The sequence below is a fragment of the Sphingopyxis sp. GW821-FHT12F08 genome (genome assembly GCF_058806755.1).
This window is the reverse complement of the sequence record NZ_JBXAQA010000003.1, coordinates 450,421-471,415: the sequence shown is the minus strand read 5'-3', so window position 1 is coordinate 471,415 and position 20,995 is coordinate 450,421. Positions and strand designations below refer to the sequence as shown.

General features: G+C 66.4%; 18 protein-coding genes. 7 read left to right on the top strand and 11 right to left on the bottom strand.

All coding sequences use genetic code 11. The annotated features are described in order from the left end of the window. Nucleotides 1–32: 32 nt before the first annotated feature. The 5 genes from scpA to AC1RNQ_RS11080 are packed head-to-tail and all read right to left on the bottom strand — an operon-like array spanning nucleotide 33 to nucleotide 5,066. Nucleotides 33–2,180 carry a methylmalonyl-CoA mutase gene (gene scpA / locus AC1RNQ_RS11100; RefSeq protein ID WP_493171196.1) on the bottom strand — a complete coding sequence of 716 codons (2,148 nt, stop codon included), beginning with the start codon at nucleotides 2,178–2,180 and terminating at the stop codon, nucleotides 33–35. A gap of 11 nt (nucleotides 2,181–2,191) precedes the next feature. Beyond that, on the bottom strand, nucleotides 2,192–2,806 hold the full coding sequence (locus tag AC1RNQ_RS11095) for a glutathione S-transferase family protein (protein ID WP_493171195.1): 615 nt from the start codon (nucleotides 2,804–2,806) through the stop codon (nucleotides 2,192–2,194). Further along, nucleotides 2,806–3,246: a methylmalonyl-CoA epimerase gene (mce, locus tag AC1RNQ_RS11090; protein WP_493171194.1), complete on the bottom strand. Its 441-nt coding sequence runs from the start codon at nucleotides 3,244–3,246 to the stop codon at nucleotides 2,806–2,808. The genes AC1RNQ_RS11095 and mce overlap by 1 nt, the downstream gene beginning before the upstream one ends. Further along, nucleotides 3,243–3,503, bottom strand: coding sequence for a hypothetical protein (locus AC1RNQ_RS11085; RefSeq protein WP_493171193.1), 261 nt, complete (start codon nucleotides 3,501–3,503; stop codon nucleotides 3,243–3,245). Before AC1RNQ_RS11085 ends, mce begins: the two co-directional genes overlap by 4 nt. A gap of 30 nt (nucleotides 3,504–3,533) precedes the next feature. Further along, the gene (locus AC1RNQ_RS11080) at nucleotides 3,534–5,066 is read right to left on the bottom strand and encodes an acyl-CoA carboxylase subunit beta (RefSeq protein WP_493171192.1); all 1,533 of its coding nucleotides are present in this window, start codon (nucleotides 5,064–5,066) and stop codon (nucleotides 3,534–3,536) included. Nucleotides 5,067–5,173: 107 nt separating this feature from the next. On the opposite strand from AC1RNQ_RS11080, the gene AC1RNQ_RS11075 reads away from it, so the two are divergent. After that, entirely contained in the window at nucleotides 5,174–6,583 is a 1,410-nt protein-coding gene (locus AC1RNQ_RS11075) for a helix-turn-helix domain-containing protein (protein ID WP_493171191.1), read from the top strand. Here AC1RNQ_RS11075 and AC1RNQ_RS11070 read toward each other — a convergent pair. Then, nucleotides 6,580–7,473, bottom strand: coding sequence for a LysR substrate-binding domain-containing protein (locus tag AC1RNQ_RS11070; RefSeq protein ID WP_493171190.1), 894 nt, complete (start codon nucleotides 7,471–7,473; stop codon nucleotides 6,580–6,582). The two genes, AC1RNQ_RS11075 and AC1RNQ_RS11070, sit on opposite strands and share 4 nt — an antisense overlap. Nucleotides 7,474–7,576: 103 nt before the next feature. Here AC1RNQ_RS11070 and AC1RNQ_RS11065 point away from each other — a divergent pair, with 103 nt between their 5' ends. Beyond that, a complete protein-coding gene (locus AC1RNQ_RS11065; protein WP_493171189.1) occupies nucleotides 7,577–8,362 on the top strand; it encodes an SDR family NAD(P)-dependent oxidoreductase in 786 nt (261 codons plus the stop codon). Between the two features lie 105 nt (nucleotides 8,363–8,467). On the opposite strand, the gene AC1RNQ_RS11060 is transcribed toward AC1RNQ_RS11065, so the two are convergent. From AC1RNQ_RS11060 to pgi, 3 genes are all read right to left on the bottom strand, one after another. Next, entirely contained in the window at nucleotides 8,468–9,484 is a 1,017-nt protein-coding gene (locus AC1RNQ_RS11060; RefSeq protein WP_493171188.1) for an NAD-dependent epimerase/dehydratase family protein, read from the bottom strand. A 161-nt stretch (nucleotides 9,485–9,645) separates the two neighbouring features. Next, on the bottom strand, nucleotides 9,646–10,992 hold the full coding sequence (gene gor, locus AC1RNQ_RS11055; protein ID WP_493171187.1) for a glutathione-disulfide reductase: 1,347 nt from the start codon (nucleotides 10,990–10,992) through the stop codon (nucleotides 9,646–9,648). A gap of 106 nt (nucleotides 10,993–11,098) precedes the next feature. Beyond that, complete coding sequence (gene pgi, locus AC1RNQ_RS11050; protein ID WP_493171186.1) at nucleotides 11,099–12,604, bottom strand: glucose-6-phosphate isomerase; 1,506 nt, start codon at nucleotides 12,602–12,604, stop codon at nucleotides 11,099–11,101. Nucleotides 12,605–12,804: 200 nt separating this feature from the next. Between pgi and lepB the strand changes: the two genes are divergently transcribed. Genes lepB through AC1RNQ_RS11030 form a run of 4 tightly spaced genes read left to right on the top strand, consistent with a single transcriptional unit; the run spans nucleotide 12,805 to nucleotide 15,669 of the window. Continuing rightward, the gene (gene lepB / locus AC1RNQ_RS11045; protein ID WP_493171367.1) at nucleotides 12,805–13,659 is read left to right on the top strand and encodes a signal peptidase I; all 855 of its coding nucleotides are present in this window, start codon (nucleotides 12,805–12,807) and stop codon (nucleotides 13,657–13,659) included. After that, nucleotides 13,656–14,339, top strand: coding sequence for a ribonuclease III (gene rnc / locus AC1RNQ_RS11040; protein ID WP_493171185.1), 684 nt, complete (start codon nucleotides 13,656–13,658; stop codon nucleotides 14,337–14,339). Before lepB ends, rnc begins: the two co-directional genes overlap by 4 nt. Continuing rightward, nucleotides 14,336–15,229, top strand: a complete 894-nt coding sequence (gene era, locus AC1RNQ_RS11035; protein WP_493171184.1) for a GTPase Era — start codon at nucleotides 14,336–14,338, stop codon at nucleotides 15,227–15,229. The genes rnc and era overlap by 4 nt, the downstream gene beginning before the upstream one ends. Before the next feature lie 8 nt (nucleotides 15,230–15,237). After that, complete coding sequence (locus tag AC1RNQ_RS11030) at nucleotides 15,238–15,669, top strand: hypothetical protein (protein ID WP_493171183.1); 432 nt, start codon at nucleotides 15,238–15,240, stop codon at nucleotides 15,667–15,669. Between the two features lie 11 nt (nucleotides 15,670–15,680). Here AC1RNQ_RS11030 and AC1RNQ_RS11025 read toward each other — a convergent pair whose 3' ends face one another. Then, nucleotides 15,681–16,805 (bottom strand): lipase family protein, encoded by a 1,125-nt coding sequence (locus AC1RNQ_RS11025; protein WP_493171182.1) that lies wholly within the window; start codon nucleotides 16,803–16,805, stop codon nucleotides 15,681–15,683. A gap of 224 nt (nucleotides 16,806–17,029) precedes the next feature. Between AC1RNQ_RS11025 and AC1RNQ_RS11020 the strand changes: the two genes are divergently transcribed. Further along, on the top strand, nucleotides 17,030–18,061 hold the full coding sequence (locus AC1RNQ_RS11020; protein ID WP_493171181.1) for a lipocalin-like domain-containing protein: 1,032 nt from the start codon (nucleotides 17,030–17,032) through the stop codon (nucleotides 18,059–18,061). A 174-nt stretch (nucleotides 18,062–18,235) separates the two neighbouring features. Here the strand turns inward: AC1RNQ_RS11020 and topA are convergent, their stop codons facing one another. Next, complete coding sequence (gene topA / locus AC1RNQ_RS11015) at nucleotides 18,236–20,815, bottom strand: type I DNA topoisomerase (RefSeq protein WP_493171180.1); 2,580 nt, start codon at nucleotides 20,813–20,815, stop codon at nucleotides 18,236–18,238. Between the last annotated feature and the right edge of the window lie 180 nt (nucleotides 20,816–20,995).

The window sequence follows — 20,995 nt, the reverse complement described above, 5'->3', positions numbered from 1 at the left end:
CAAGCGGGAGGGGGACATGTTGATTTCGTTGGTCATGCGGCTTCTCCAAGAGGGGGCATATTGTGGCCGAGCAAACGCAGCACGTCCGCCGCGCACTCCACGACATTCGATCCGGGGCCGTAAATCCCCTGCACCCCGGCATCGCGCAGATAGTCATAATCCTGCGGCGGGATGACGCCGCCCGCGATCACCTTGATGTCGGTGCGCCCCGCTTCGCGCAGCTTGCCGATCAGTTCGGGGATCAGCGTCTTGTGCCCGGCGGCGAGGCTCGACGCGCCGACGACGTCGACGCCGCTGTCGAGCGCCAGCACCACCGTCTCCTCGGGCGTCTGGAACAAAGGCCCCGACACCACGTCGAAGCCCATGTCGCCGAACGCCGAGGCGATGATGTTCGCGCCGCGGTCATGCCCGTCCTGCCCCATCTTGGCGACGAGCAATTTCGGCTTGCGCCCCATGCGGCGTTCGACCGCCGCGACGCCGTCGAGCACCTGCTGCCAGCGCGCATCGCCTTCGTAAGGCGCGGCATAGACGCCCTTCACCGGGGTCGGCTGGGTGCCGTAGCGATCGAAGCTTTCCTCCATCGCCGAGCTGATTTCGCCGAGCGTCGCGCGCGCGCGCGCCGCCTCGACCGCGAGCGCGAGGAGGTTGTTCTCGATGCTCGACTGGCCCGCCGCCCCGTCGCGCAGCGCCTTCAGCGCCGCCTGGCACGCCGCTTCGTCGCGGCCCGCCTTGGTCTTGTTGATCCGCGCGATCTGGCCCTCGCGCACCTTGGCGTTGTCGACCTCGAGCGTTTCGAGCAGATCCTCGTCCTTCAGGCGATATTTGTTCACCCCGACGATCACATCGTCGCCGCGATCGACGCGCGCCTGCCGCGAGGCGGCGGCGGTCTCGATCATCGCCTTGGGCCAGCCCGCCGCGACCGCCTTCGCCATGCCGCCCTCGGCCTGGACGCGGTCGATGATTTCCTGCGCCGCATCGACGAGTTGCTGGGTCAGCGCCTCGACATAATAGCTGCCGCCGAGCGGATCGACGACCTTGGTCATCCCCGTCTCTTCCTGGATGACGATCTGGGTGTTGCGTGCGATGCGCGCCGAGAAATCGGTCGGCAGTGCGATCGCTTCGTCGAGCGCGTTCGTATGAAGGCTCTGCGTACCGCCGAGCATCGCCGCCATCGCCTCGATCGTCGTGCGCATCACATTGTTGTACGGGTCCTGCTCGGTCAGCGACACGCCCGACGTCTGGCAATGCGTGCGCAGCATCTTCGACCGCTCGTCCTGCGCGCCGAGCGTGGTCATCGCGCGGTGCCACAACACGCGCGCCGCGCGAAGCTTGGCGATTTCCATGAAGAAGTTCATGCCGATCGCGAAAAAGAAGCTCAGCCGCCCGGCGAATTTGTCGATGTCGAGGCCAGATGCCACGCCATATTTCACATATTCCATGCCGTCGGCGATGGTGAAGGCCAGCTCCTGCACCTGCGTCGCGCCGGCTTCCTGCATATGATAGCCCGAAATCGAGATGCTGTTGAACTTCGGCATCTCGCGGCTCGTGTAGCCGAAGATGTCGCTGATGATCCGCATGCTCGGCTCGGGCGGGTAGATATAGGTGTTGCGGACCATGAACTCCTTGAGGATGTCATTCTGGATGGTCCCGTCGAGCAATTTGCGCTCGACCCCCTGCTCCTCGCCCGCGACGATGAAGAAGGCCAGGATCGGGATCACCGCGCCGTTCATCGTCATGCTGACCGACATCTGGTCGAGCGGGATGCCGTCGAACAGGATCTTCATATCCTCGACGCTGTCGATCGCCACGCCCGCCTTGCCGACGTCGCCGACGACGCGGGGGTGGTCGCTGTCATAGCCGCGGTGGGTCGCGAGGTCGAAGGCGACCGACAACCCCTTCTGCCCCGCGGCAAGGTTGCGGCGATAGAAGGCGTTCGATTCCTCGGCGGTCGAGAAGCCCGCATATTGCCGGATCGTCCAAGGCCGTCCGGCGTACATCGACGCGCGCACGCCGCGCGTGAACGGCGCGAAGCCGGGCAGGCCCGGATCGGTCTGCACATCCTCGGCGGTGTAGAGCGGCTTGACGTCGATCCCCTCGGGGGTGGCCCAGGTGAGGTCCTTGCCCTTCACTTCCTTGGCGGCGGCGTCGGCCCATTGGTCGAGGGTCGGTTTGTCGGTCATGGTCTTTGCTTTCAGGCCTGCGCGCTGGGCCGGGCCGACACACGGTCGTGCCAGGCGCGCAGATGGACGAGGTCTTCGGGGATCGGGATGCCGATGAAGGCGGCAAAATCTAAGGTGGTGAGCAGCAGGATATCGGCCATGCTATACGCCGCGCCCGCCAGCCAGGGCGACCCGGCGAGTGCGGTGTCGCACATCGCAAAGGCGTCGAGCACGCGCGGGCGGTTGGTCTCGCCATAGTCGGGAAAGCGCTGGATCGGCAACCGCGCGGTAAAGGGGTGGGTGTGCACCCACACCTTGCCGGTCGGCTCCATCAGCACCAGTTCGATACGGCGGATCCACATTTCGATCGCGCCGATCTCGGCAGGCCTCGTGCCGAACAACGGCGCGTCCGGATGCAGCGCCTCGAGATAACGGCAGATCGCGACGCTCTCGGTCAGCACCGATCCGTCGTCGAGCTTCAGCGCAGGGGTCTGGCCGCGCGGATTGATCGCGAGATAGGCCGGCGCCTTATGCTCGCCCGCGACGATCGAGATCGTCTTGCTCGGCAGGTCGATCCCCTTCTCCGCCGCGAAGATGCGGACGCGGCGCGGGTTGGGCGCGGGATTGGGGCTGTCGTAGAAGATCATCAATGCGCGCCCTTCGGCGTCTCCATGATCTCGGTCAGCACCCCGCCCATGTCCTTGGGGTGCAGGAAGAAGATCAAGGTCCCGTGCGCCCCGATGCGCGGCTCGCCGAGCACGCGCTTGCCCATGCCCTCGAATTCGGCCTTGGCGGCGTGGATGTCGGGCACTTCGTAGCACATGTGATGCTGGCCTCCGGCGGGGTTCTTCTGCAGGAAACCGGCGATCGATTCATTGCCGGGCAATGGCTCGATCAGCTCGATCTGTGTGCCGTTCAGCGCGCCGTCGGCACCCGGCGTGTCGACGAAGCACACTTTGACGCCCTGCTCGGGCAGGTCGAACGGCGCGTGGATCTTCGTCGCGCCCATCACGTCGCGGTAAAAGACGATGCTGTCGGCGATCGACGGCGTCGCGACGCCGATATGGTTCAAACGTCCCAGTTTCATAAGGCCCTCGATATCCATCCAAACGTGATCGCGATCCCGATCGCGACGAAAACCAGCGCCAGCGCCGCGACGGCCTGCGTGCCATGCACCGCCAGCGCGAAGCCCGCCGGATTGGCCTCGCGCGTCAGCCCGCGGCCCATGCCACGGTCGATGACGCCCGCCTGCCCCCAGTGGCGCGCCATCATCCACGCGCTGCGCGCGACGACCCAAGCGCCGAGCGTCCAGCACACCGAAATCGCGGCCCAGAGAAATTCCATCGCGTTCGCCTCAGCAGCCCGGCAGTTCACTCACAGCGGAATATTATCGTGCTTCTTCCACGGATTCTCGAGCTGCTTGTTCCGTAGCTTGCGCAGCCCCACCGCGATCCGCTTGCGCGTCGAGTGCGGGTAGATCACCTCGTCGATATACCCCCGCGACGCCGCGACGAACGGGTTCGCAAAGCGGTCCTCATATTCCTTCGTCCGCTCGGCGATCTTTTCGGGGTCGCCGATGTCCTTGCGGAAGATGATCTCGACCGCGCCCTTCGCGCCCATCACCGCGATCTCGGCGGTCGGCCAGGCATAATTCAAATCGCCGCGCAGATGCTTCGACGCCATCACGTCATAGGCGCCGCCATAGGCTTTGCGCGTGATCACCGTGATCTTGGGCACCGTCGCCTCGGCATAGGCGAAGAGCAGTTTCGCGCCATGCTTGATGATGCCGTTATATTCCTGCGCGGTGCCGGGCAGGAAGCCGGGGACATCGACGAAGGTGATGATCGGGATCTCGAACGCGTCGCAGAAGCGCACGAAGCGCGCGGCCTTTTTCGACGAGTTGATGTCGAGCACCCCCGCGAGCACCAGCGGCTGGTTCGCGACGATGCCGATCGTGCGCCCCTCGATGCGCCCGAAACCGCAGATGATATTGCCCGCATGCGCCGGCTGCACTTCGAAGAAATCGCCCTCGTCGACGGTCTTCCGGATCAGCTCGTGCATGTCGTACGGCTGATTGGCATTGGGCGGGATGAGCGTGTCGAGGCTGTCCTCGGCGCGATCATAAGGGTCGCTCGTCGGGCGCACCGGCACGCCGCTGCGGTTGTTTTCGGGGAGGTAATCGAAGAAATCGCGCGCCGCGAGCAGGGTCTCGATATCGTTCTCGAACGCCAGATCGGCGACCGAGCTCTTGGTCGTATGCGTGATCGCGCCGCCAAGCTGCTCCTGCGTCACCACCTCGTTGGTCACCGTTTTGACCACATCGGGACCGGTCACGAACATATAGCTGCTGTCCTTCACCATGAAGATGAAGTCGGTCATCGCGGGGCTGTAAACCGCGCCGCCCGCGCAAGGGCCCATGATCAGGCTGATCTGCGGCACCACGCCCGAGGCGAGCACGTTGCGCTGGAACACCTCGGCATAGCCGCCCAAGGAAGCGACGCCCTCCTGGATGCGCGCGCCGCCGCTGTCGTTGAGGCCGATGACAGGCGCGCCGACCTGCATCGCCTTGTCCATGATCTTGCAGATCTTTTCGGCGTGGCGCTTCGACAGCGCGCCGCCGAAGACGGTGAAATCCTGGCTGAAGACATAGACGAGCCGGCCGTTGATCGTGCCCGAGCCGGTGACGACGCCGTCGCCCGGGATCTTCTGGTCCTGCATGCCGAAATCGACGCAATCATGCTCGACATAGGCGTCGAGCTCCTCGAACGAACCCTCGTCGAGCAGCACGTCGAGCCGCTCGCGCGCGGTCAGCTTGCCCTTGCTGTGCTGCGCGTCGATGCGCTTCTGCCCCCCGCCCAGGCGGGCGGCGGCGCGGCGTGCTTCCATTTCGGCGATATTGGCGGACATGCGGCTCTCCGGTTTTCTGGAACATGCCGTCTGCGCCCGCGCAGCGCACGATGCAAATGCGAATTTGCAAAGTTGCAAAGTCCGGATTTGCAAAGTAGCCTTGCGCTATGCAACCCACCCGCCTCTACGCCGGACGCCAGCTTCGCGGGCTTCGCGAAAGCCGCGCGATCCGGCAGGCCGACTTCGCAGGCCAGCTCGGTATCTCCGCCTCCTACTTAAGCCAGATCGAGCATGACGACCGTCCGCTCACCCCCGCCCTCCTCGACCGGCTGCAAAAGCTCTTCCCGCTCGAATGGGAGGAGGTCGCCGCCGAAACGGGCGATCGCCGCGCCGGCGCGCTGCGCGAGGCGGCGGCCGACCCGCTGTTCGCGGCATCGCCCCTGCCCCCCGAACAGCTCGAACGCGCCGCGCTCCAGCAGCCGCAACTCGCCGACCAGTTCGTCGCGCTCCACGCCGCCTATCGCCGCGCAGGACAGCGGCTGCAGATCATCGACGAGGCGCTGACCGGCGGGACCGCCGAGGGCAGCCGCCTGCCGTGGGAGGAGGTGCGCGACTGGTTCCACGACGCGGGCAATTATGTCGACAGCATCGACCGCGCCGCGGAGGCGCTCGCGGGCCAGCTGCGCGGCAAGGAACCCTCGCCCGCGATCGAGACGATCGAGCGGCGGCTGCGCGACGCGCTCGGCATTTCGATCGTCTATAACCAGGCGCAGGCGCTGCGCGATTATGACGCGACGATGCGCCACCTGGTGATCGACCCCTCGCAGCCCGCCGAAAGCCGCCGCTTCCAGCTCGCGCACCAGCTCGCCGCACTCGCGCTCGCGAACGAGATCGCCGCGGTGGTCGAGGCCAGCCCGCTGCGCACCGCGGCGGCACGGCAATTGCTTCACGTCGGGCTCGCCAATTACGCCGCGGGCGCGGTGCTGATGCCCTATGCCCCCTTCCGCGCCAGCGCGCGCGCGGTACGCCACGACATCGACCGGCTGCGTATGGACTATGGGGTAAGCTTCGAACAGGCGTGCCACCGCCTCTCGACCCTCCAGCGCCCCGGCGCGCGCGGCATCCCGATGTTCTTCTGCCGGGTCGACATGGCGGGCAATATCACCAAGCGGCACAGCGCCACCCGCTTGCAGTTCGCGCGCTTCGGCGGCGCCTGCCCGCTGTGGATCGTGCACGAGGCAGCGGCGATCCCCGACCGCATATTGTTCCAGCTCGCCGAGACCCCCGATGGCCTGCGCTATGTGTCGATGGCGAAGGGGCTGGTGAAACCCTCGGGCAGCTACGCGCGCAGCCCGCGCCGCTACGCCGTCGCGCTCGGCTGCGAGGCGCAATATGCCGCCGACTTCGTCTATGCCGACGGGGTCGACGTCGCCGCCCCGCAGGCAGCGACGCGCATCGGATCGTCGTGCCGCATCTGCCCGCGCGACGATTGCGACCAGCGCGCCTTCCCGCCGAGCGACCGCCCGATCCTCGTCGACCCCGACCGGCGCGACGTGGTGCCGTACCGCATCGGTTAGCCGGCGATCACCAGCTCCTCGTCGAGGAAATCGAGGAAGGCCCGGATGCGCGCGGCGGCGCGGTCTTCGGGCGCGTAGAGCGCGTGGATATCCTCGCCGTCGCCGGGGTGGTAATCGGCGAGCAGCTCGACGAGCCGCCCTGCAGCAAGGTCGGCGGCGACGTGGAAATGGCCGTGGCGCGAAATCCCGCCCCCCGCGACCGCCATCTGGCGCACCAACTCGCCCGAATTGCCGAAAAAGCTGCCGGGGACCGGGCGGTACACGGTCCGGCCGCCGATACGGAAGGGCCAGCTGTCGATCGAGCGGCGGAAGCTGAAGCGCAGGCAGTCGTGCCCGTCGAGCTCGACAGGGGTGTGCGGCGTCCCGCGCCGCGCGAGATAGGCCGGGCTCGCGACGAGGACCATGCGGCTGTGGCCGAGCTTTTTCGCACGCAGGCGGGTGTCCCGCAGCGGGCCGATGCGGATCGCGATATCGGCGCGCTCCTCGACCAGGTCGACGACCGTGTCGGAGAGCGCGAGGTCGAGGACGATCTCGGGATAGCGCGCCGTAAATTTCGGCAGGATCGGCAGCAGGGGCACCCCGATCGAGGGCGAGGCGTTGACGCGGAGCAGCCCGCGCGGCCCCTGCTTCTCGCGCCCAAGATCGCTCTCGACGGTCTCGATCTCGGCGAGCAGCACGCTCATCCGGTCGCGATAGGCGCTGCCCTCGGCGGTCAGCGCGAGCGAGCGCGTCGTGCGGCGGAAGAGGATCGTGCCCAGCCTCTGCTCGAGCCGCGCGATGCTGCGGCTCACCGCCGACGGAGTCAGCCGCAGCGCCTTGGCCGCCGCGGCGAAGCTGCCGCCGCTCGCCACCGCGAGAAAGGTCTCGATATCGCCGAACCGGTTATCCATGATTCTGAATCACTTCTGAAATGACAAGTGACATTCTAATCAACAATGGCCGGCAACGCTATCTTCGGTTCATCAAAATGGCTTCCATCCAAGGAGACGCATCATGGACCTGAAACTTCAAGGCAAGACCGCCCTCGTCACCGGATCGACCGCCGGCATCGGCTTCGCGATCGCCAAGCGCCTCGCCGAGGCGGGCGTCGCGGTGGTCATCACCGGCCGCAACCAGGCGAAGCTCGACGAGGCCGCCGCCGAGCTGGCGCAGGCGGGGACGATCCGCGCCGTGCTCGCCGACCCCGCGACCGCCGAGGGTGCCGCGACGCTGATCGCCGCGGTTCCCGCGGTCGACATCCTCGTCAACAATCTCGGCATCTACGAAGCCAAGCCCTTCGCCGAAATCAGCGATGCCGACTGGCACCATATCTTCGAGGTCAATGTGGTGAGCGGCGCGCGGCTGTCGCGCCATTATTTCCCGAAGATGCTCGAGAAGAACTGGGGCCGGGTGATCTTCATCGCGAGCGAGAGCGGGCTGCTGCCCCCTGCCGAGATGATCCACTACGGCATGACCAAGACCGCGCAGCTCACCATCGCACGCGGGCTCGCCGAGCAGACCAAAGGTAGCGGCGTGACGGTCAATTCGGTGCTGCCGGGGCCGACGCGCTCGGAGGGTATCGTCGACTTCATCCAGTCGGTGGTGTCGAACCCCGACGCGCCCGAAGCCGAGCGCGAAGCGGCCTTCTTCGACGAGCTGCGCCCGCTGTCACTGATCCGCCGCCTGATCGATGCCGACGAGATCGGCGCGACGGTAGCGTTCCTCGCAAGCCCGCTCGCCGCGGCAACCAACGGCGCCGCGATCCGCGCCGAAGGCGGGATCGTGCCGACCATTGCGTGACGATAACTCCCCTCCCGCTTGCGGGAGGGGTCGGGGGAGGGCTTGTTAGGGAAGTGAGCAACGAAACATGCCCTCCCCTAGCCCCTCCCGCAAGCGGGAGGGGAATCAGACCTTCACGATACCCCGCTCGATCAGGCTATGCGCCGTCGCCAATATCGCTTCCTCCGTCGGCCGCATCATCCAGCCGAGGCGCGCCATCGCATGGCTGCTGTCGCCGCCCCGGACATTGCCGAGTTCGGCGACCACCTGCTTGAGCTCCGGCCGAAAGAGCGCGAGCGCCTTGAGCAGCCAGTCGGGCATCTTGCGCGTCGGCACCTTGCGCGCCCGCGCGCCCAGATTGGCGGTCAATATGTTCGCGACGTCGACGAATTTCAGGAACGGTCCCGAGCAGACGAAGCGCTCGTCCTTGATCCCCTCCATCGTCAGCGCTCGATAATGCATGTCGGCGACATCGCGCACGTCGATGATGCCGAAGCCGACGTCGGGACACATCGGCACCTTGCCTTCGAGCAATTGCTTCACCACCTCGATCGAGGTCGACAGATCGTCGCTGAGCAACGGCCCGAACACCGCCGCGGGATTGACCGAGGCGAACTCCATGTCGCCGCCCTCGGCCGCGACCCAGTCGCGCGCGGCGCGCTCGGCGACGGTCTTCGAGCGCGGATAGGGCATGACCTCGGGATTGGCGAGGTTGGTCCAGTCGGCCTCGCTGTAAAGCTCGCGCCCCTTGCCATGGCCATAGGCGATCGCCGCCATCGACGAGGTCAAAACGAAGCGCCTGATGTCGGCTGCCCGGGCGAAGCGCAACGCCCGCAGCACGCCCTCGCGCGCCGGAACGACCAGCTCATCGGCATGTTTGGGCACAGCAAGCGGAAAAGGGGAGGCGACATGCGCGACGTGCGTACAGCCCGCGATCGCCTCGGCCCAGCCGGCGTCATGCTCGAGATCGGCGGCGAAGAAGCTGAGCTTGCTGTTGTCGACATTCAGCCAGCCGCGCACCTCGCCCTCGCGCGCCAGGCTGCGCACCGTCGTGTGGACGTGCCAGCCATTGTCGATCAGCTGCCGGATCAGGAAGCCCGCGATATAGCCGCTGCCCCCGGTGACCAATGCCGTGCCCGCCATGCGCCCCTCCCCTCGCTTGCTATAAGGAGGATATAGAGCATCGTGGGCCAATAAAAAACCGTTCGCCCTGAGCTTGTCGAAGGGCCGTTCTTTCTCTGCGAGTTGGATAAGAAGAACGGTGCTTCGACAAGCTCAGCACGAACGGAATTGGGGTGCGCTCGCTATTTCAGCAGCACCAGTTCCTCGGCCATGCTCGGGTGCAGCGCGACGGTGTTGTCGAAATCGGCCTTGGTCAGCCCCGCCTTCACCGCAACCGCCGCGGCCTGCAAAATCTCGGGCGCATCGGGGCCAATCATGTGCAGCCCCACGACCTGGTCGGTCGCGGCGTTGACGACCATCTTGTACAGCGCGCGCTCGTTGCGGCCCGCGAGGACATTCTTCATCGCGCGGAAATCGCTGGTGTAGACGCGGATGTTGCCCAGCTTGTTGCGCGCCTCGGCCTCGGTCATCCCTACCGCGCCGATCGGCGGGTGGCTGAACACCGCGCTCGGCACATTGGCATAGTCGACGACGGTCGGCTTGCCACCGAACACCGAGTCCGCGAACGCCTGCCCCTCGCGGATCGCGACGGGGGTCAGCTGGATCCGGTTGGTGACGTCGCCGACGGCGTAGATGCTCGGCACCGACGACTGGTTGTCGTCGCCGACCTTGATCGCACCATGCTCGTCGAGCTCGACGCCGACGTCTTCGAGACCGATGCCCTTGGTGTTGGGGACGCGGCCGGCGGCGACCAGCACCGCATCGGCCTGGATCGGATCGCAGCCTTCGAGCATGACGGTCAGCGTGCCGTCTTCATTCTTTTCGATCGACTGGAAGGGCGCGTTGAACTTGAACTCGATGCCCTTGGTCATCGAAATCTGCAGCAGCCGGTCGCGGATCTGTTCGTCATAGCCGCGCAGAATCGTGTCGCCGCGGTTGACGATCGTCACCTTGCTGCCGAATTCGTTGAAGATGCCCGCGAACTCGTTGGCGATATAGCCGCCGCCCGCGATGATGATGCGCTTGGGCAGCGTTTCGAGGTGGAAGACCTCGTTCGAGGTGATCGCATATTCGCTGCCCGGGAATTCGGGGACGTGCGGCCAGCCGCCGGTCGCGATCAGGATGCGCCCAGCGGACAGCTCGGTGCCGTCGGCGAGCCGCACCTTCTGCGGCCCGACGATCGTCGCGCGCGTCTTGAACACGGTGACCTTGTGGTTGTCGAGCGTCTGGCCATAAAGGCCTTCGAGCCGGTCGACCTCCGCCAGCACATTGTCGCGCAGCACGTCCCAGTTGAACCGGCACTCGGGCACGTCCCAGCCGAACTTGCGCGCGTCGTGGAGATCCTCGGCGAAATGCGCGCCGTAAACGAGCAGCTTCTTGGGCACGCAGCCGCGGATGACGCAGGTGCCGCCGACCCGATGCTCCTCCGCCACCGCGACGCGCGCGCCGTGCGAGGCCGCGATGCGCGATGCCCGCACCCCGCCCGACCCGGCGCCGATGACGAAAAGATCATAGTCGAAATCGCTCATGGAAGACCCCTGAAGTGCACCGCCAAGCATTCGCAGCGGCCGCCTATGTGGTTACGCCGCGGCGGCTTGCCAATCGAATTTTGCGTTGAGGGCCAGCGAGCGGGCCTCACTCCCCCAGCGCCGCGGCCATCAGCGCCTGCGTCGCGGCGTCGAACGCGACCGTGCCTTCGGCGAGGCCCTTGGCCATTTCCTTGCCAAGCTCGACCCCGAACTGGTCGAAGGGGTTGATACCGAGCAGCACCGCATTGGCGAAGACGCGGTGCTCGTAGAAGGCGATCAGCGCGCCCAGGCTGCGCGGGGTGACCTGACCCAGCAGGATCGTCGTCGACGGCCGGTCGCCCGGATAATGGCGCGCGCCGTCCTCGCTCGTCCGCCCCGCCATCAGCGCCGCGCCCTGCGCGATGCAATTGGCGACGAGCGTTTCGTGATGCGCCTCGTCGAGCAGATGGTCGGGCTCGCGCGCGACGACGAACTCGACCGGGGTCAGATGCGTGCCCTGGTGGAGCAATTGGAACACCGCATGCTGCGCATCGGTCCCCACCCCGCCCCAGGTGATCGCCGCGCTCGTCCGGCCGAGCGGGGCGCCGTCCAGCGTCACCGACTTGCCGTTCGATTCCATCTCGAGCTGCTGTAGATAGGCGGGGAGCAGGCGCAGGCGTTCGTCATAGGCGAAAACCGCGCGCGTCTGGCAGCCGAGGCGGTTGGTGTAGAGCTGATCGGCGAAGGCGGCGAGCAGCGCGACATTGTCGGCGCCGTCGGCCAGCCGGAAATGCCGGTCCATCTCGGCCGCGCCCTCGAGCATGTCGGCGAAGGCGTCCCAGCCGAGCGCCAGCGCGGCGGGAAAGCCGATCGACGACCACAGCGAATAGCGCCCCCCGACCGATTCCGCGAAGGGCAGGATGCGCGTCTCGTCGACGCCCCATTCCATCGCGCGTTCGGGCATCGCGGTCAGCGCGATGACGCGGCCATAGGGATCGGGCACCCCCGCCTCCTCGAGCCATTGCAGCGCCGACGCGGCGTTGAGCAAGGTTTCGGTCGTGGTGAAGGTCTTCGACGCGACCGCGATCAGCGTGCAGGCGGGGTCGAATTTGGCGAAAGCCTCGGCGAGCGCGGCACCGTCGACGTTCGAGACTACTGCCACATCATAGCGCGAGCCGTGGCGGCCGAGCGCATCGACGAGCAGGTCGGGGCCGAGCGCCGAACCGCCGATGCCGATGTGGAGCAGATGCCGGATCTCGCCGAACGCTCCCGCCTCGATCGCGTCGATCATCATCCGCATCCGCTGGTGGAAGGCCTGCGCGCGGTGGACGGACTCGGGCGCGCCATCGCCGCGTTCGGCGCTATGTTCGGCGGCGCGCTCCTCGGTCGGGTTGGCAATACCGCCGGCGAACAGCGTCTTGCGGCGCTCGGCAAAGTCCTGCGCTTCGGCGAGGTCCGAGAGGATGGCGATCACCGCATCGTCGAGATGCGTCTTGGCGAAGTCGAAACGGATGTCGGCGACACTGCGCACCAGCGCCTGCAGCCGCGCCTCGGGATCGGCGGCGACGAGGTCGGTCAGCGTCTGCGGCTGCCAGCCGGCGAGCGCCTGCCAGGCTTGGTCGGCGATGGTCATGTCTGCGCTTCCCTTCGGACTGAACGAGCGGCTTTCTCTAGGCGCGCCGCCGCGCGCGCGCCAGTGCGATCCGCCGATATTTGCTTGCGCGAAAACCTATTCACCGCCAAATGCGCGCCATGACCGACGCCAGCCTGACCGCCGATACGCCGCCCCCCGCCGGCCCCGCGACGCCCTCCCCCGCCCCTGCCCCCGCGCCGATGAGCGCCAAGGAAGAAGCGATCGACACCGTGCGCTTCCTCGCGTGGCTGGTGGTCGCGGTGATCGTCTTTCGCAGCTTTTTCCTGTCGCCGTTCAACATTCCCTCGGAATCGATGCAGCCACGACTGCTGATCGGCGACTATCTGCTCGTCAACAAAATGGCCTATGGCTATTCGAAATACAGCCTGCCGTTCAGCGTGCCGCTGATCCCCGGGCGCCTGTTCGCCAAAACCCCCGAGCGCGGCGATGTCGTCGTGTTCAAGGCGCCACCGGTCAACGACAACGACTATATCAAGCGCGTGATCGGCCTCCCCGGCGACACGGTACAGGTGGTCGACGGCATCGTCTGGCTCAACGGCAAGCCGCTGCCGCGCGAGGCGATGGCGGATTTCGTGATCCCGGTGACCCCGAACATGCTCGAGGCCGCGCGCGACGAATATCGCAAGCAGGGCTTTCCGGTGCCCGCCGATGCCGACCTCCGCCCCTGTTTCCAGCGCGTGTTCGAGGAAGTCGGCGCCGACGGCCAGCGCCAGTGCCGCTACAAGCAGTTCAGGGAAACGCTGCCGAACGGCAAAAGCTATGCGATCCTCGACATCACCACCATCGCCGAGGACAATACGACGCTGAAGACGGTGCCCGAGGGGCATCTGTTCCTGATGGGCGACAACCGCGACCGCAGCGCCGACAGCCGCTTCCCGGCGATCGAAAACCAGGGCATCGGGCTCGTTCCGCAAGAAAATCTGGTCGGCAAGGCGCTGGTCGGCATGTTCTCGACCGATGGCTCGGCGAGCTGGCTCAACCCGATCAGCTGGTTCACCGCGGCGCGCTGGAGCCGCATCGGGGATGGCTTTTGACCGAGCGGCCCTCCGCCGCCACGATCGCAGCCCTCACCGGCGCGCGCCCAAGCGACCTCGCCCTCTATCATGAGGCGCTGACCCACGGCAGCAGCGGTGCCGGCGACTATCAGCGGCTCGAATTCCTCGGCGACCGCGTGCTCGGGCTGGTGATCGCGTCCGAACTCTTCCGCCGCTTTCCGAAGGCCGCCGAGGGCGAACTTTCGTCGCGGCTCCACGCGCTCGCCTCGGGCGAAACCTGCGCGCGGATCGCGCAGGAGCTCGACCTCAATGCTTATGTCCGCTTCGGCGTCCAGGCGATCGGCGACGGCGGGCGGTATAGCGACAACATCGCCGCCGACGCGCTCGAGGCGCTGATCGGCGCGCTGTGGCTCGACCTCGGCGACGAGGCCGCGCGCGCCTTCATCGTCGCCAAATGGGGCAAGATGATCGACGGCCAGGTCGCAGCGCCCAAGCACCCCAAGGCCGCGCTGCAGGAATGGGCCGCGGCAAAGGGCCGCAAGCCCCCCGAATATCGCCTGATCCGCCGCGACGGCCCCGACCATGCGCCGCGCTTCCACGTCGGCGTGACCGTCGGCAAGCTCGCCGAAGCAACAGGCGAAGGCGCGTCGAAGCAGGCCGCCGAAAAGGCCGCGGCGACCGCCATGCTCGAAATTTTGACACAGGAAGATAAAAAATGACCCAGCGTTGCGGTTTTGTCGCCGTCGTCGGCGCGCCCAATGCGGGCAAGTCGACCCTCGTCAACGCGCTCGTCGGCCAGAAGGTCGCGATCGTCAGTCCCAAGGCACAGACCACGCGCACCCGGCTGATGGGCGTCGCGATGGAGGGCGAGGTGCAGATCGTCCTGATCGACACGCCGGGCATCTTCGCGCCGACCCGCCGCCTCGACCGCGCGATGGTCGCGGCAGCCTGGAGCAGCCTCGAGGAGGCCGAAGCGATATTGGTGATGGTCGACGCCGCCGCGAAGCTCTCCGGCCGCGTCGAGCGCGTGCTCGAGGGCATCGCGAACCGGCCCGAGAAGAAATATCTGATCCTCAACAAGGTCGACCTGACCAAGAAGGACAAGCTGCTGACGATCGCGACCGAACTCAATGCCAAGGTCGCGTTCGACGAAACCTATTTCATCTCGGCCAGCAGCGGCGACGGCGTCGCCGAACTGAAGGCGCATCTCGCGAAGCTGATGCCCGAGGGGCCGTGGCATTTCCCCGAGGACGAGGTCAGCGACGCGCCCGAACGCATGCTGGCGGCCGAGATTACGCGCGAGCAACTCTATCGCCAGCTCCACGAAGAGCTGCCCTATCAGTCGACCGTCGAGACCGAGAAATTCGCGAACCGCAAGGACGGCAGCGCCGAAATCCACCAGCAGATTCTGGTGGCGCGCGACAACCAGCGCGCGATCATCCTCGGCCACAAGGGCGAGCGGATCAAGGAAATCGGCAGTCGCGCACGCGCCGAGCTGACCGAATTGCTCGGGCGTAAGGTCCATCTGTTCCTGCACGTCAAGGTCAAGGCGAACTGGGACGAGGACCGCGGCGTCTATCGCGACATGGGGCTCGACTGGGTCGATTGAGGAGACAGATGATGCACCGTCCGCCGTCGATCGTGCATTTCGAGCGCCTCTTCTGGGCGTCGCTGGTCGTGGGTCTGATCACCACCTGGCTCGCATGGTCCGACATGCAGGCCGTGCTGGAAAAATCCGGGACGTCGTACAGCATGACCAGCATCCTGTTCATGCTGGCCTTCGTTCTCGCGATCCCCGTGGGCCTGTGGTTCGGCATCGCGCGGCGGGCCAGCAATATCGTGCGCTGGATCTATGTCGTCTGGATGGGCTTCGGGGTGATCTCGACCCTGGTCTCGCTCGCCGACCCGCAGGGTTTCACGGGCACCCTGCTCGCCCTGTCGCTGATTTCGACCTTGCTGACGGCCGCCTCGATCATCTGCCTGTTTCGCGCCGATGCCGTCGCCTGGCTGACCGGAAAAGCGCCGGTCGATCCAAAAATCTTCGAATAGGGAACGCGGCGTCAGACCCGCCGGCAATCGTCGGGCGGGGGCTGGCCGTCGAAGCGCGCGCCGATCCAGCTCAGCGTCTCGGTCACGCTGTCCTTCGCGCTCGCGCCATGTTCGGTGCCGCGCATCTCGATCCAGCGCAGCTTCGTGCGATTGCGGCAGACGGCTTTCGCGAATTTGCGCGTCACCGCAGGCGCGACGATCGTATCCCTGTCGCCCTGCGCGATCAGCAGCGGCCCGGGCACGCGCGCGGGATCGACGCTGTTGGCGCGGGCGAGCGATTTCCACGGCTCGATCTGGCCGATATCCTTGGTCCGCGTCGCGCGCGCGACGGTCAAGATGCCGAGGATCGTGCCGAGCTTCGGCTTCTTTTCCAGGCTGACGCAATTATTCTCGGCCAGCCGGTGGACGATCCCCGCATTGGTCTTGTTGACGATCCCGTCCATCGAATAGCCGTAGAGCGTCGACCAGCTGTGGAGCGCGAAGGAGAGCAGCAGCGCGCGCGCATTCTTGTCGCTGCCCTCGCGCAGGTTCGCCGCTAGATCGGTCGGCGGGGCGGCGGCGGCGGCGCCCACCAGCGTCAGGTCGGGGGCGTAACGCCGCGCGTTGGTCGCGGTCCACAGCGCGGCATGGCCGCCCTGCGACTCGCCCCAGACCGCAAAGCCGTTGCCCGCCGCCGCGCCGGGAATGCCGCGCGCGGCGCGCACCCCGTCGAGCACCGCGTGCGAGGTATCGTCGCCGATCAGGAAGGGGTGCATTGTCGGACTGGCGAGCCCGATATAGTCGGGCGCGACGACGACATAGCCCTGGCGCACCGCGGGCTCGACGCCTGCCGAGGCCGGGAAGAAATTGCTGCTGAGCGACGGCGCGCATTTTTCGGCGACGCCCCAGGCACCGTGCGTCCAGGCGATCACGCGGCGCGGACGCGGCGGGATCGCCTCGCGCGGCGCGGCGACGATGCCGGTGACGCGCAACGGCGCGCCGCTGCCGTTCGTCGTCCAATATTGGATGCGCCACGCCTGCACCCCCGGCGGCGTATCGGTCATCGGATCGGCGGCGATCAGGCTGCCCGCCTGTTGTGCCTGGGCGGCCGCGGGCGCGGCGATGGCAAGAGCCAGCAGGAGCAGCAAATAGCGCATCGAACACCTCCCTGTTGGCGGCACAATAGCACGGGTCGCACCCGGCGGATATGGCGAGCGCGCACCGGCTTCCAGCCACTATTGTGCGCATGATATTGCCATTATGGCAGCATTATTTGGCTTCCATCGAATAAAGCATAATATATTCCCGCCATTCCCAAATAACCGTCTGACTTATTGGCAAGCCATGATAGTCTCTGCGCCATTCCAGGGGGAGACAAGACATGACGCCGAAAGATTCCGGACCCGTTCCCGTGCCGCCGTCCGAAGTGCTGATCAAGCTGCCGCAGGACCAATATTGCCACGCCGACGCGCCGACCGAATGGTGGTGGCACACCGGCACGCTGGTCGCGGGCGACCGCGTCTTCGGTTTCGAGATCAACGCCGCGAGCTTCGCGCCCGCCGCCTTTACCGAGGTGATGCTGACCGACGTCGCGAACCAGCGCCATTACCAGAAGACCGCGCCGCAAACGGCTGGCGAATGGGCCGAAACCGACCCCAGCAAGGACTGGTACGTCCGGCTCGGCAATCCCGAGCTCGAGCATGACTGGATCTGGATGACCGCGCCGCAGGCCGACCCGAGCAACATGACGGTGAAGGCCGCGCTGCAGGACGAGGCCACGGGCACCACGATCCTCTTCGACCTCGTCATGGCGCAGCAGGGTCCGCCGCTGATCGTGTGGGGCACCGGCTGCAATCCCACGCCGCCGAACGACGGCGGGTCGGTGACCGCGAACAATTATTATTACAGCTTCACCCGGCTCCAGGCGTCGGGCACCATCGCGCTCGGCGGCGAGGTTTTCGAAGTCAGCGGCCAGACGTGGATGGACCATGAATATGGGTTGTTCGGGTCGTCGGCGCAGCCGGTGCTCTGGTATCTGCAGGACATGCAGCTCGATAACGGGGTGCATATCTCGCACTATATGACGCTGACCGGAGACAATCCGCCGCAAGCGGGGCAGAGCTATCCCTCGAACGCGACGATCCAGTTTCCCGACGGCACGACCTATTTTGTCCGCGACTGCATAATGACGCCGGGCACGCGCACTTGGACCGCGCCGAGCGGGCAGGTCTTCTTCCTCGATTTCCAGGTCGGCATCCCCGATTTCAGCGCATCGATCGCGGTGACGACCCCGGTCGATGATCAGGCATTCCTGGCGTACGGCAGCTATGTCTACGAAGGGCTGGCGACCGCGAGCGGGACGTTCGACGGCCAACAGGTCAGCGGCACGGCGTGGAACGAGCAGCGGCCTTAGGCGGACCCGCCGCCTGATATCAAACCATCCCTCCCCTTTAGGGGAGGGCAGCGAGACTTGCAGCTTGCTGCCTAGTCGCAGCGGGTGGGGGCCCGAAACCTTGCGCAAGGCCGCGGGCCCCCACCCCAACCCCTCCCCTGAAGGGGAGGGGCTTTCGCGTGCACCTTCCGGTGCTTATTCCTTCGCCGCGGCTTTCTTCTTCGCGGGCGTCTTTTTCGCCGCCGGCTTCTTCGCCGCGACCTTTTTCGGCGCCGCCTTCTTCTTGCCCTTCGCGGGTCCCTTCGCCGCGCGCGCGTCGATCAGCGCGATCGCTTCCTCCTCGGTCAGCGCGTCGGGTTCCATCGACTTGGGCAGGGTCGCGTTGGTCGTGCCGTCGGTGACATAGGGACCGAAGCGCCCCGCCATCAGCTTCATGTCGCCGCCGCTGGTCGGATGCGCGCCGAAGGTCTTGAGCGGCTCGACCTTGGCGCGCGCGCCACGCCCGCCGCCGTTCGCCGCCTCGGCGATGCGCACCACCGCGGCGTTCATCCCGATGTCGAAGATTTCGGCGGTGCCCGTCAGCTTGGCATATTTGCCGTCGTGGAGCAGATAGGGGCCGTAGCGCCCGAGCCCCGCCATGATGGTCTTGCCGCTTTCGGGATGCGTCCCGACCTCGCGCGGCAGGTTCAGGAGCCGGATCGCATAGTCGAGGTCGAAATCCTCGCCCGGGATATCCTTGGGGATCGACGAGCGCTTCGCCTCTTTGCCCTCGCCGAGTTGGATATAGGGCCCGAAGCGCCCGCTGCGCTTCGTGACTTCGAGCCCGCTCTCGGGATCGGTGCCGAGCGCTTCGGGTCCGGTGTCGGCGCCGTCGCTGCCGCCCGGCTGCGCGAATTTGCGCGTGAACTTGCAGTCGGGATAGTTGCTGCACGCGATGAACGGCCCGAACTTGCCGCCGCGCAGCGCCAGCTTGCCGGTGCCGCAATTCGGGCAAAGCCGCGGGTCGGTGCCGTCGCCCTTGTCGGGGAAGAGATAGGGGCCGAGGAATTCGTCGAGCGCCGCGGTGATCTCCGACGGCTTCTGCTCCATCACCTCGCCGGTGCGCGGCTTGAAATCGCGCCAGAAACGGTCGAGCACCGCCTGCCACTGCGCGCGGCCGCCCGACACGTCGTCGAGCTCTTCCTCGAGCCCCGCGGTGAAGTCGTAGCCGACATAACGTTCGAAGAAGCGCTCGAGGAACGCCGTCAGCAGCCGCCCGCTCTCCTCGGGAATGAACCGGTTCTTCTCGACCGTCACATAGGCGCGGTCCTTGAGCACCTGCAGGATCGACGCATAGGTCGACGGGCGCCCGATGCCGAGCTCTTCCATCTTCTTGACCAGGCTTGCTTCCGAATAGCGCGGCGGCGGCTGGGTCTCGTGCTTCTCGACCTCGACCCCGGTCTTCGCCGGGGCGTCGCCCTTGCTCATCGCGGGCAGCAGGCGCGCGTCCTCGTCCTCGGCCCCCTCCCGGGAGGGAGAACTACTTTCGTCGCGGCCCTCGTCGTAGAGCGCGAGGAAGCCCGGGAATTTCACGACCTGCCCGGTCGCGCGGAGCACCGTCTTGCCGGTGCCGTCGCTCAGATCGATGCTGGTGCGTTCGAGCCGCGCCGAGGCCATCTGACTCGCCATCGCGCGCTTCCAGATCAGCTCGTAGAGCCGGCCATGGTCGCCGCTGCCGGCCTTGTCCTTCGAAAAGTCGGTCGGACGGATCGCCTCATGCGCTTCCTGCGCATTCTTGGCCTTGGTCTGATACTGCCGCGGCTGGTCGGGGACATAGCCGCCGTCGTAGCGCGTCGCGATCGCCTTGCGCGCGGCGCTGATCGCGCTGTGATCCATCTGGACGCCGTCGGTCCGCATGTAAGTGATCGCGCCGTCCTCGTAGAGTCCCTGCGCGATACGCATCGTGTGGCTCGCCGAGAAGCCGAGCTTGCGCGCCGCTTCCTGCTGCAGCGTCGATGTCGTGAACGGCGGCGGCGGGTTGCGCGTCAGCGGCTTGGTCTCGACCGTGTCGACGGTGAAATGGCCCGCCTTCACATCGGCCTCGGCGGCGCGCGCGTCGGCCTCGCTGGTGATCGTCAGCCGCTCGATCTTGTCGCCGCGCCAGCGCGACAGCCTTGCCCGGAACGGCGTTCCGGACATTTCGAACAGCCCGGTGACTGACCAATATTGCTGCGCGACGAACGCCTCGATCTCGCGCTCGCGCTCGACGATCAGGCGCAGCGACACCGACTGGACGCGCCCCGCCGACTTGGCGCCGGGCAGCTTGCGCCACAGCACCGGCGACAGGGTGAAACCGACCAGATAGTCGAGCGCGCGGCGCGCGCGATAGGCGTCGATCAGGTCGGTATCCAACTCGCGCGGCGCCGCCATCGCGTCGGTCACCGCCTGCTTGGTGATCGCGTTGAAGGTCACGCGGTCGACCTTGGCGGGCAGCGCCTTTTTGCTGCGTAGCAATTCCTGAACATGCCAGCTGATCGCCTCGCCCTCGCGATCGGGGTCGGTGGCGAGGATCAGGCGGTCAGCGGTCTTGGCGGCGTCGGATATCTCCTTCATCCGCTTCGCCTTGTCGGGATAGAGCAGCCACTGCATCGCGAAGCCGTCGTCGGGATCGACCGACCCGTCCTTGGGCGGCAGGTCGCGAACATGACCATAGGATGCCAATACCTTGAAATCGCGACCGAGATATTTCTCGATCGTCTTCGCCTTGGCGGGCGATTCGACAATGACCAATTGCATGAAAAACGGATTCCCCGAAAACTCTTACGTACGTACGCGCGAGGGTGGCGGGGGTCGCGGCGTCCCGTCAAGGAGTTTCGGACTCGCCGGGCAGACCATATCATAGCCCTGAGCTTGTCGAAGGGCGCTTCTCAGTGAGGCGCCCTCGACAGGCTCAGGGCTACGGTGATGATCCGCCGC

Excerpts from the sequence above, each read along its gene's own strand:
- scpA (WP_493171196.1), bottom strand. The coding sequence starts at position 2,180 with ATGACCGACAAACCGACCCTCGACCAATGGGCCGACGCCGCCGCCAAG.
- AC1RNQ_RS11095 (WP_493171195.1), bottom strand. The coding sequence starts at position 2,806 with ATGATCTTCTACGACAGCCCCAATCCCGCGCCCAACCCGCGCCGCGTC.
- mce (WP_493171194.1), bottom strand. The coding sequence starts at position 3,246 with ATGAAACTGGGACGTTTGAACCATATCGGCGTCGCGACGCCGTCGATC.
- AC1RNQ_RS11085 (WP_493171193.1), bottom strand. The coding sequence starts at position 3,503 with ATGGAATTTCTCTGGGCCGCGATTTCGGTGTGCTGGACGCTCGGCGCT.
- AC1RNQ_RS11080 (WP_493171192.1), bottom strand. The coding sequence starts at position 5,066 with ATGTCCGCCAATATCGCCGAAATGGAAGCACGCCGCGCCGCCGCCCGC.
- AC1RNQ_RS11075 (WP_493171191.1), top strand. The coding sequence starts at position 5,174 with ATGCAACCCACCCGCCTCTACGCCGGACGCCAGCTTCGCGGGCTTCGC.
- AC1RNQ_RS11070 (WP_493171190.1), bottom strand. The coding sequence starts at position 7,473 with ATGGATAACCGGTTCGGCGATATCGAGACCTTTCTCGCGGTGGCGAGC.
- AC1RNQ_RS11065 (WP_493171189.1), top strand. The coding sequence starts at position 7,577 with ATGGACCTGAAACTTCAAGGCAAGACCGCCCTCGTCACCGGATCGACC.
- AC1RNQ_RS11060 (WP_493171188.1), bottom strand. The coding sequence starts at position 9,484 with ATGGCGGGCACGGCATTGGTCACCGGGGGCAGCGGCTATATCGCGGGC.
- gor (WP_493171187.1), bottom strand. The coding sequence starts at position 10,992 with ATGAGCGATTTCGACTATGATCTTTTCGTCATCGGCGCCGGGTCGGGC.
- pgi (WP_493171186.1), bottom strand. The coding sequence starts at position 12,604 with ATGACCATCGCCGACCAAGCCTGGCAGGCGCTCGCCGGCTGGCAGCCG.
- lepB (WP_493171367.1), top strand. The coding sequence starts at position 12,805 with ATGAGCGCCAAGGAAGAAGCGATCGACACCGTGCGCTTCCTCGCGTGG.
- era (WP_493171184.1), top strand. The coding sequence starts at position 14,336 with ATGACCCAGCGTTGCGGTTTTGTCGCCGTCGTCGGCGCGCCCAATGCG.
- AC1RNQ_RS11030 (WP_493171183.1), top strand. The coding sequence starts at position 15,238 with ATGATGCACCGTCCGCCGTCGATCGTGCATTTCGAGCGCCTCTTCTGG.
- AC1RNQ_RS11025 (WP_493171182.1), bottom strand. The coding sequence starts at position 16,805 with ATGCGCTATTTGCTGCTCCTGCTGGCTCTTGCCATCGCCGCGCCCGCG.
- AC1RNQ_RS11020 (WP_493171181.1), top strand. The coding sequence starts at position 17,030 with ATGACGCCGAAAGATTCCGGACCCGTTCCCGTGCCGCCGTCCGAAGTG.
- topA (WP_493171180.1), bottom strand. The coding sequence starts at position 20,815 with ATGCAATTGGTCATTGTCGAATCGCCCGCCAAGGCGAAGACGATCGAG.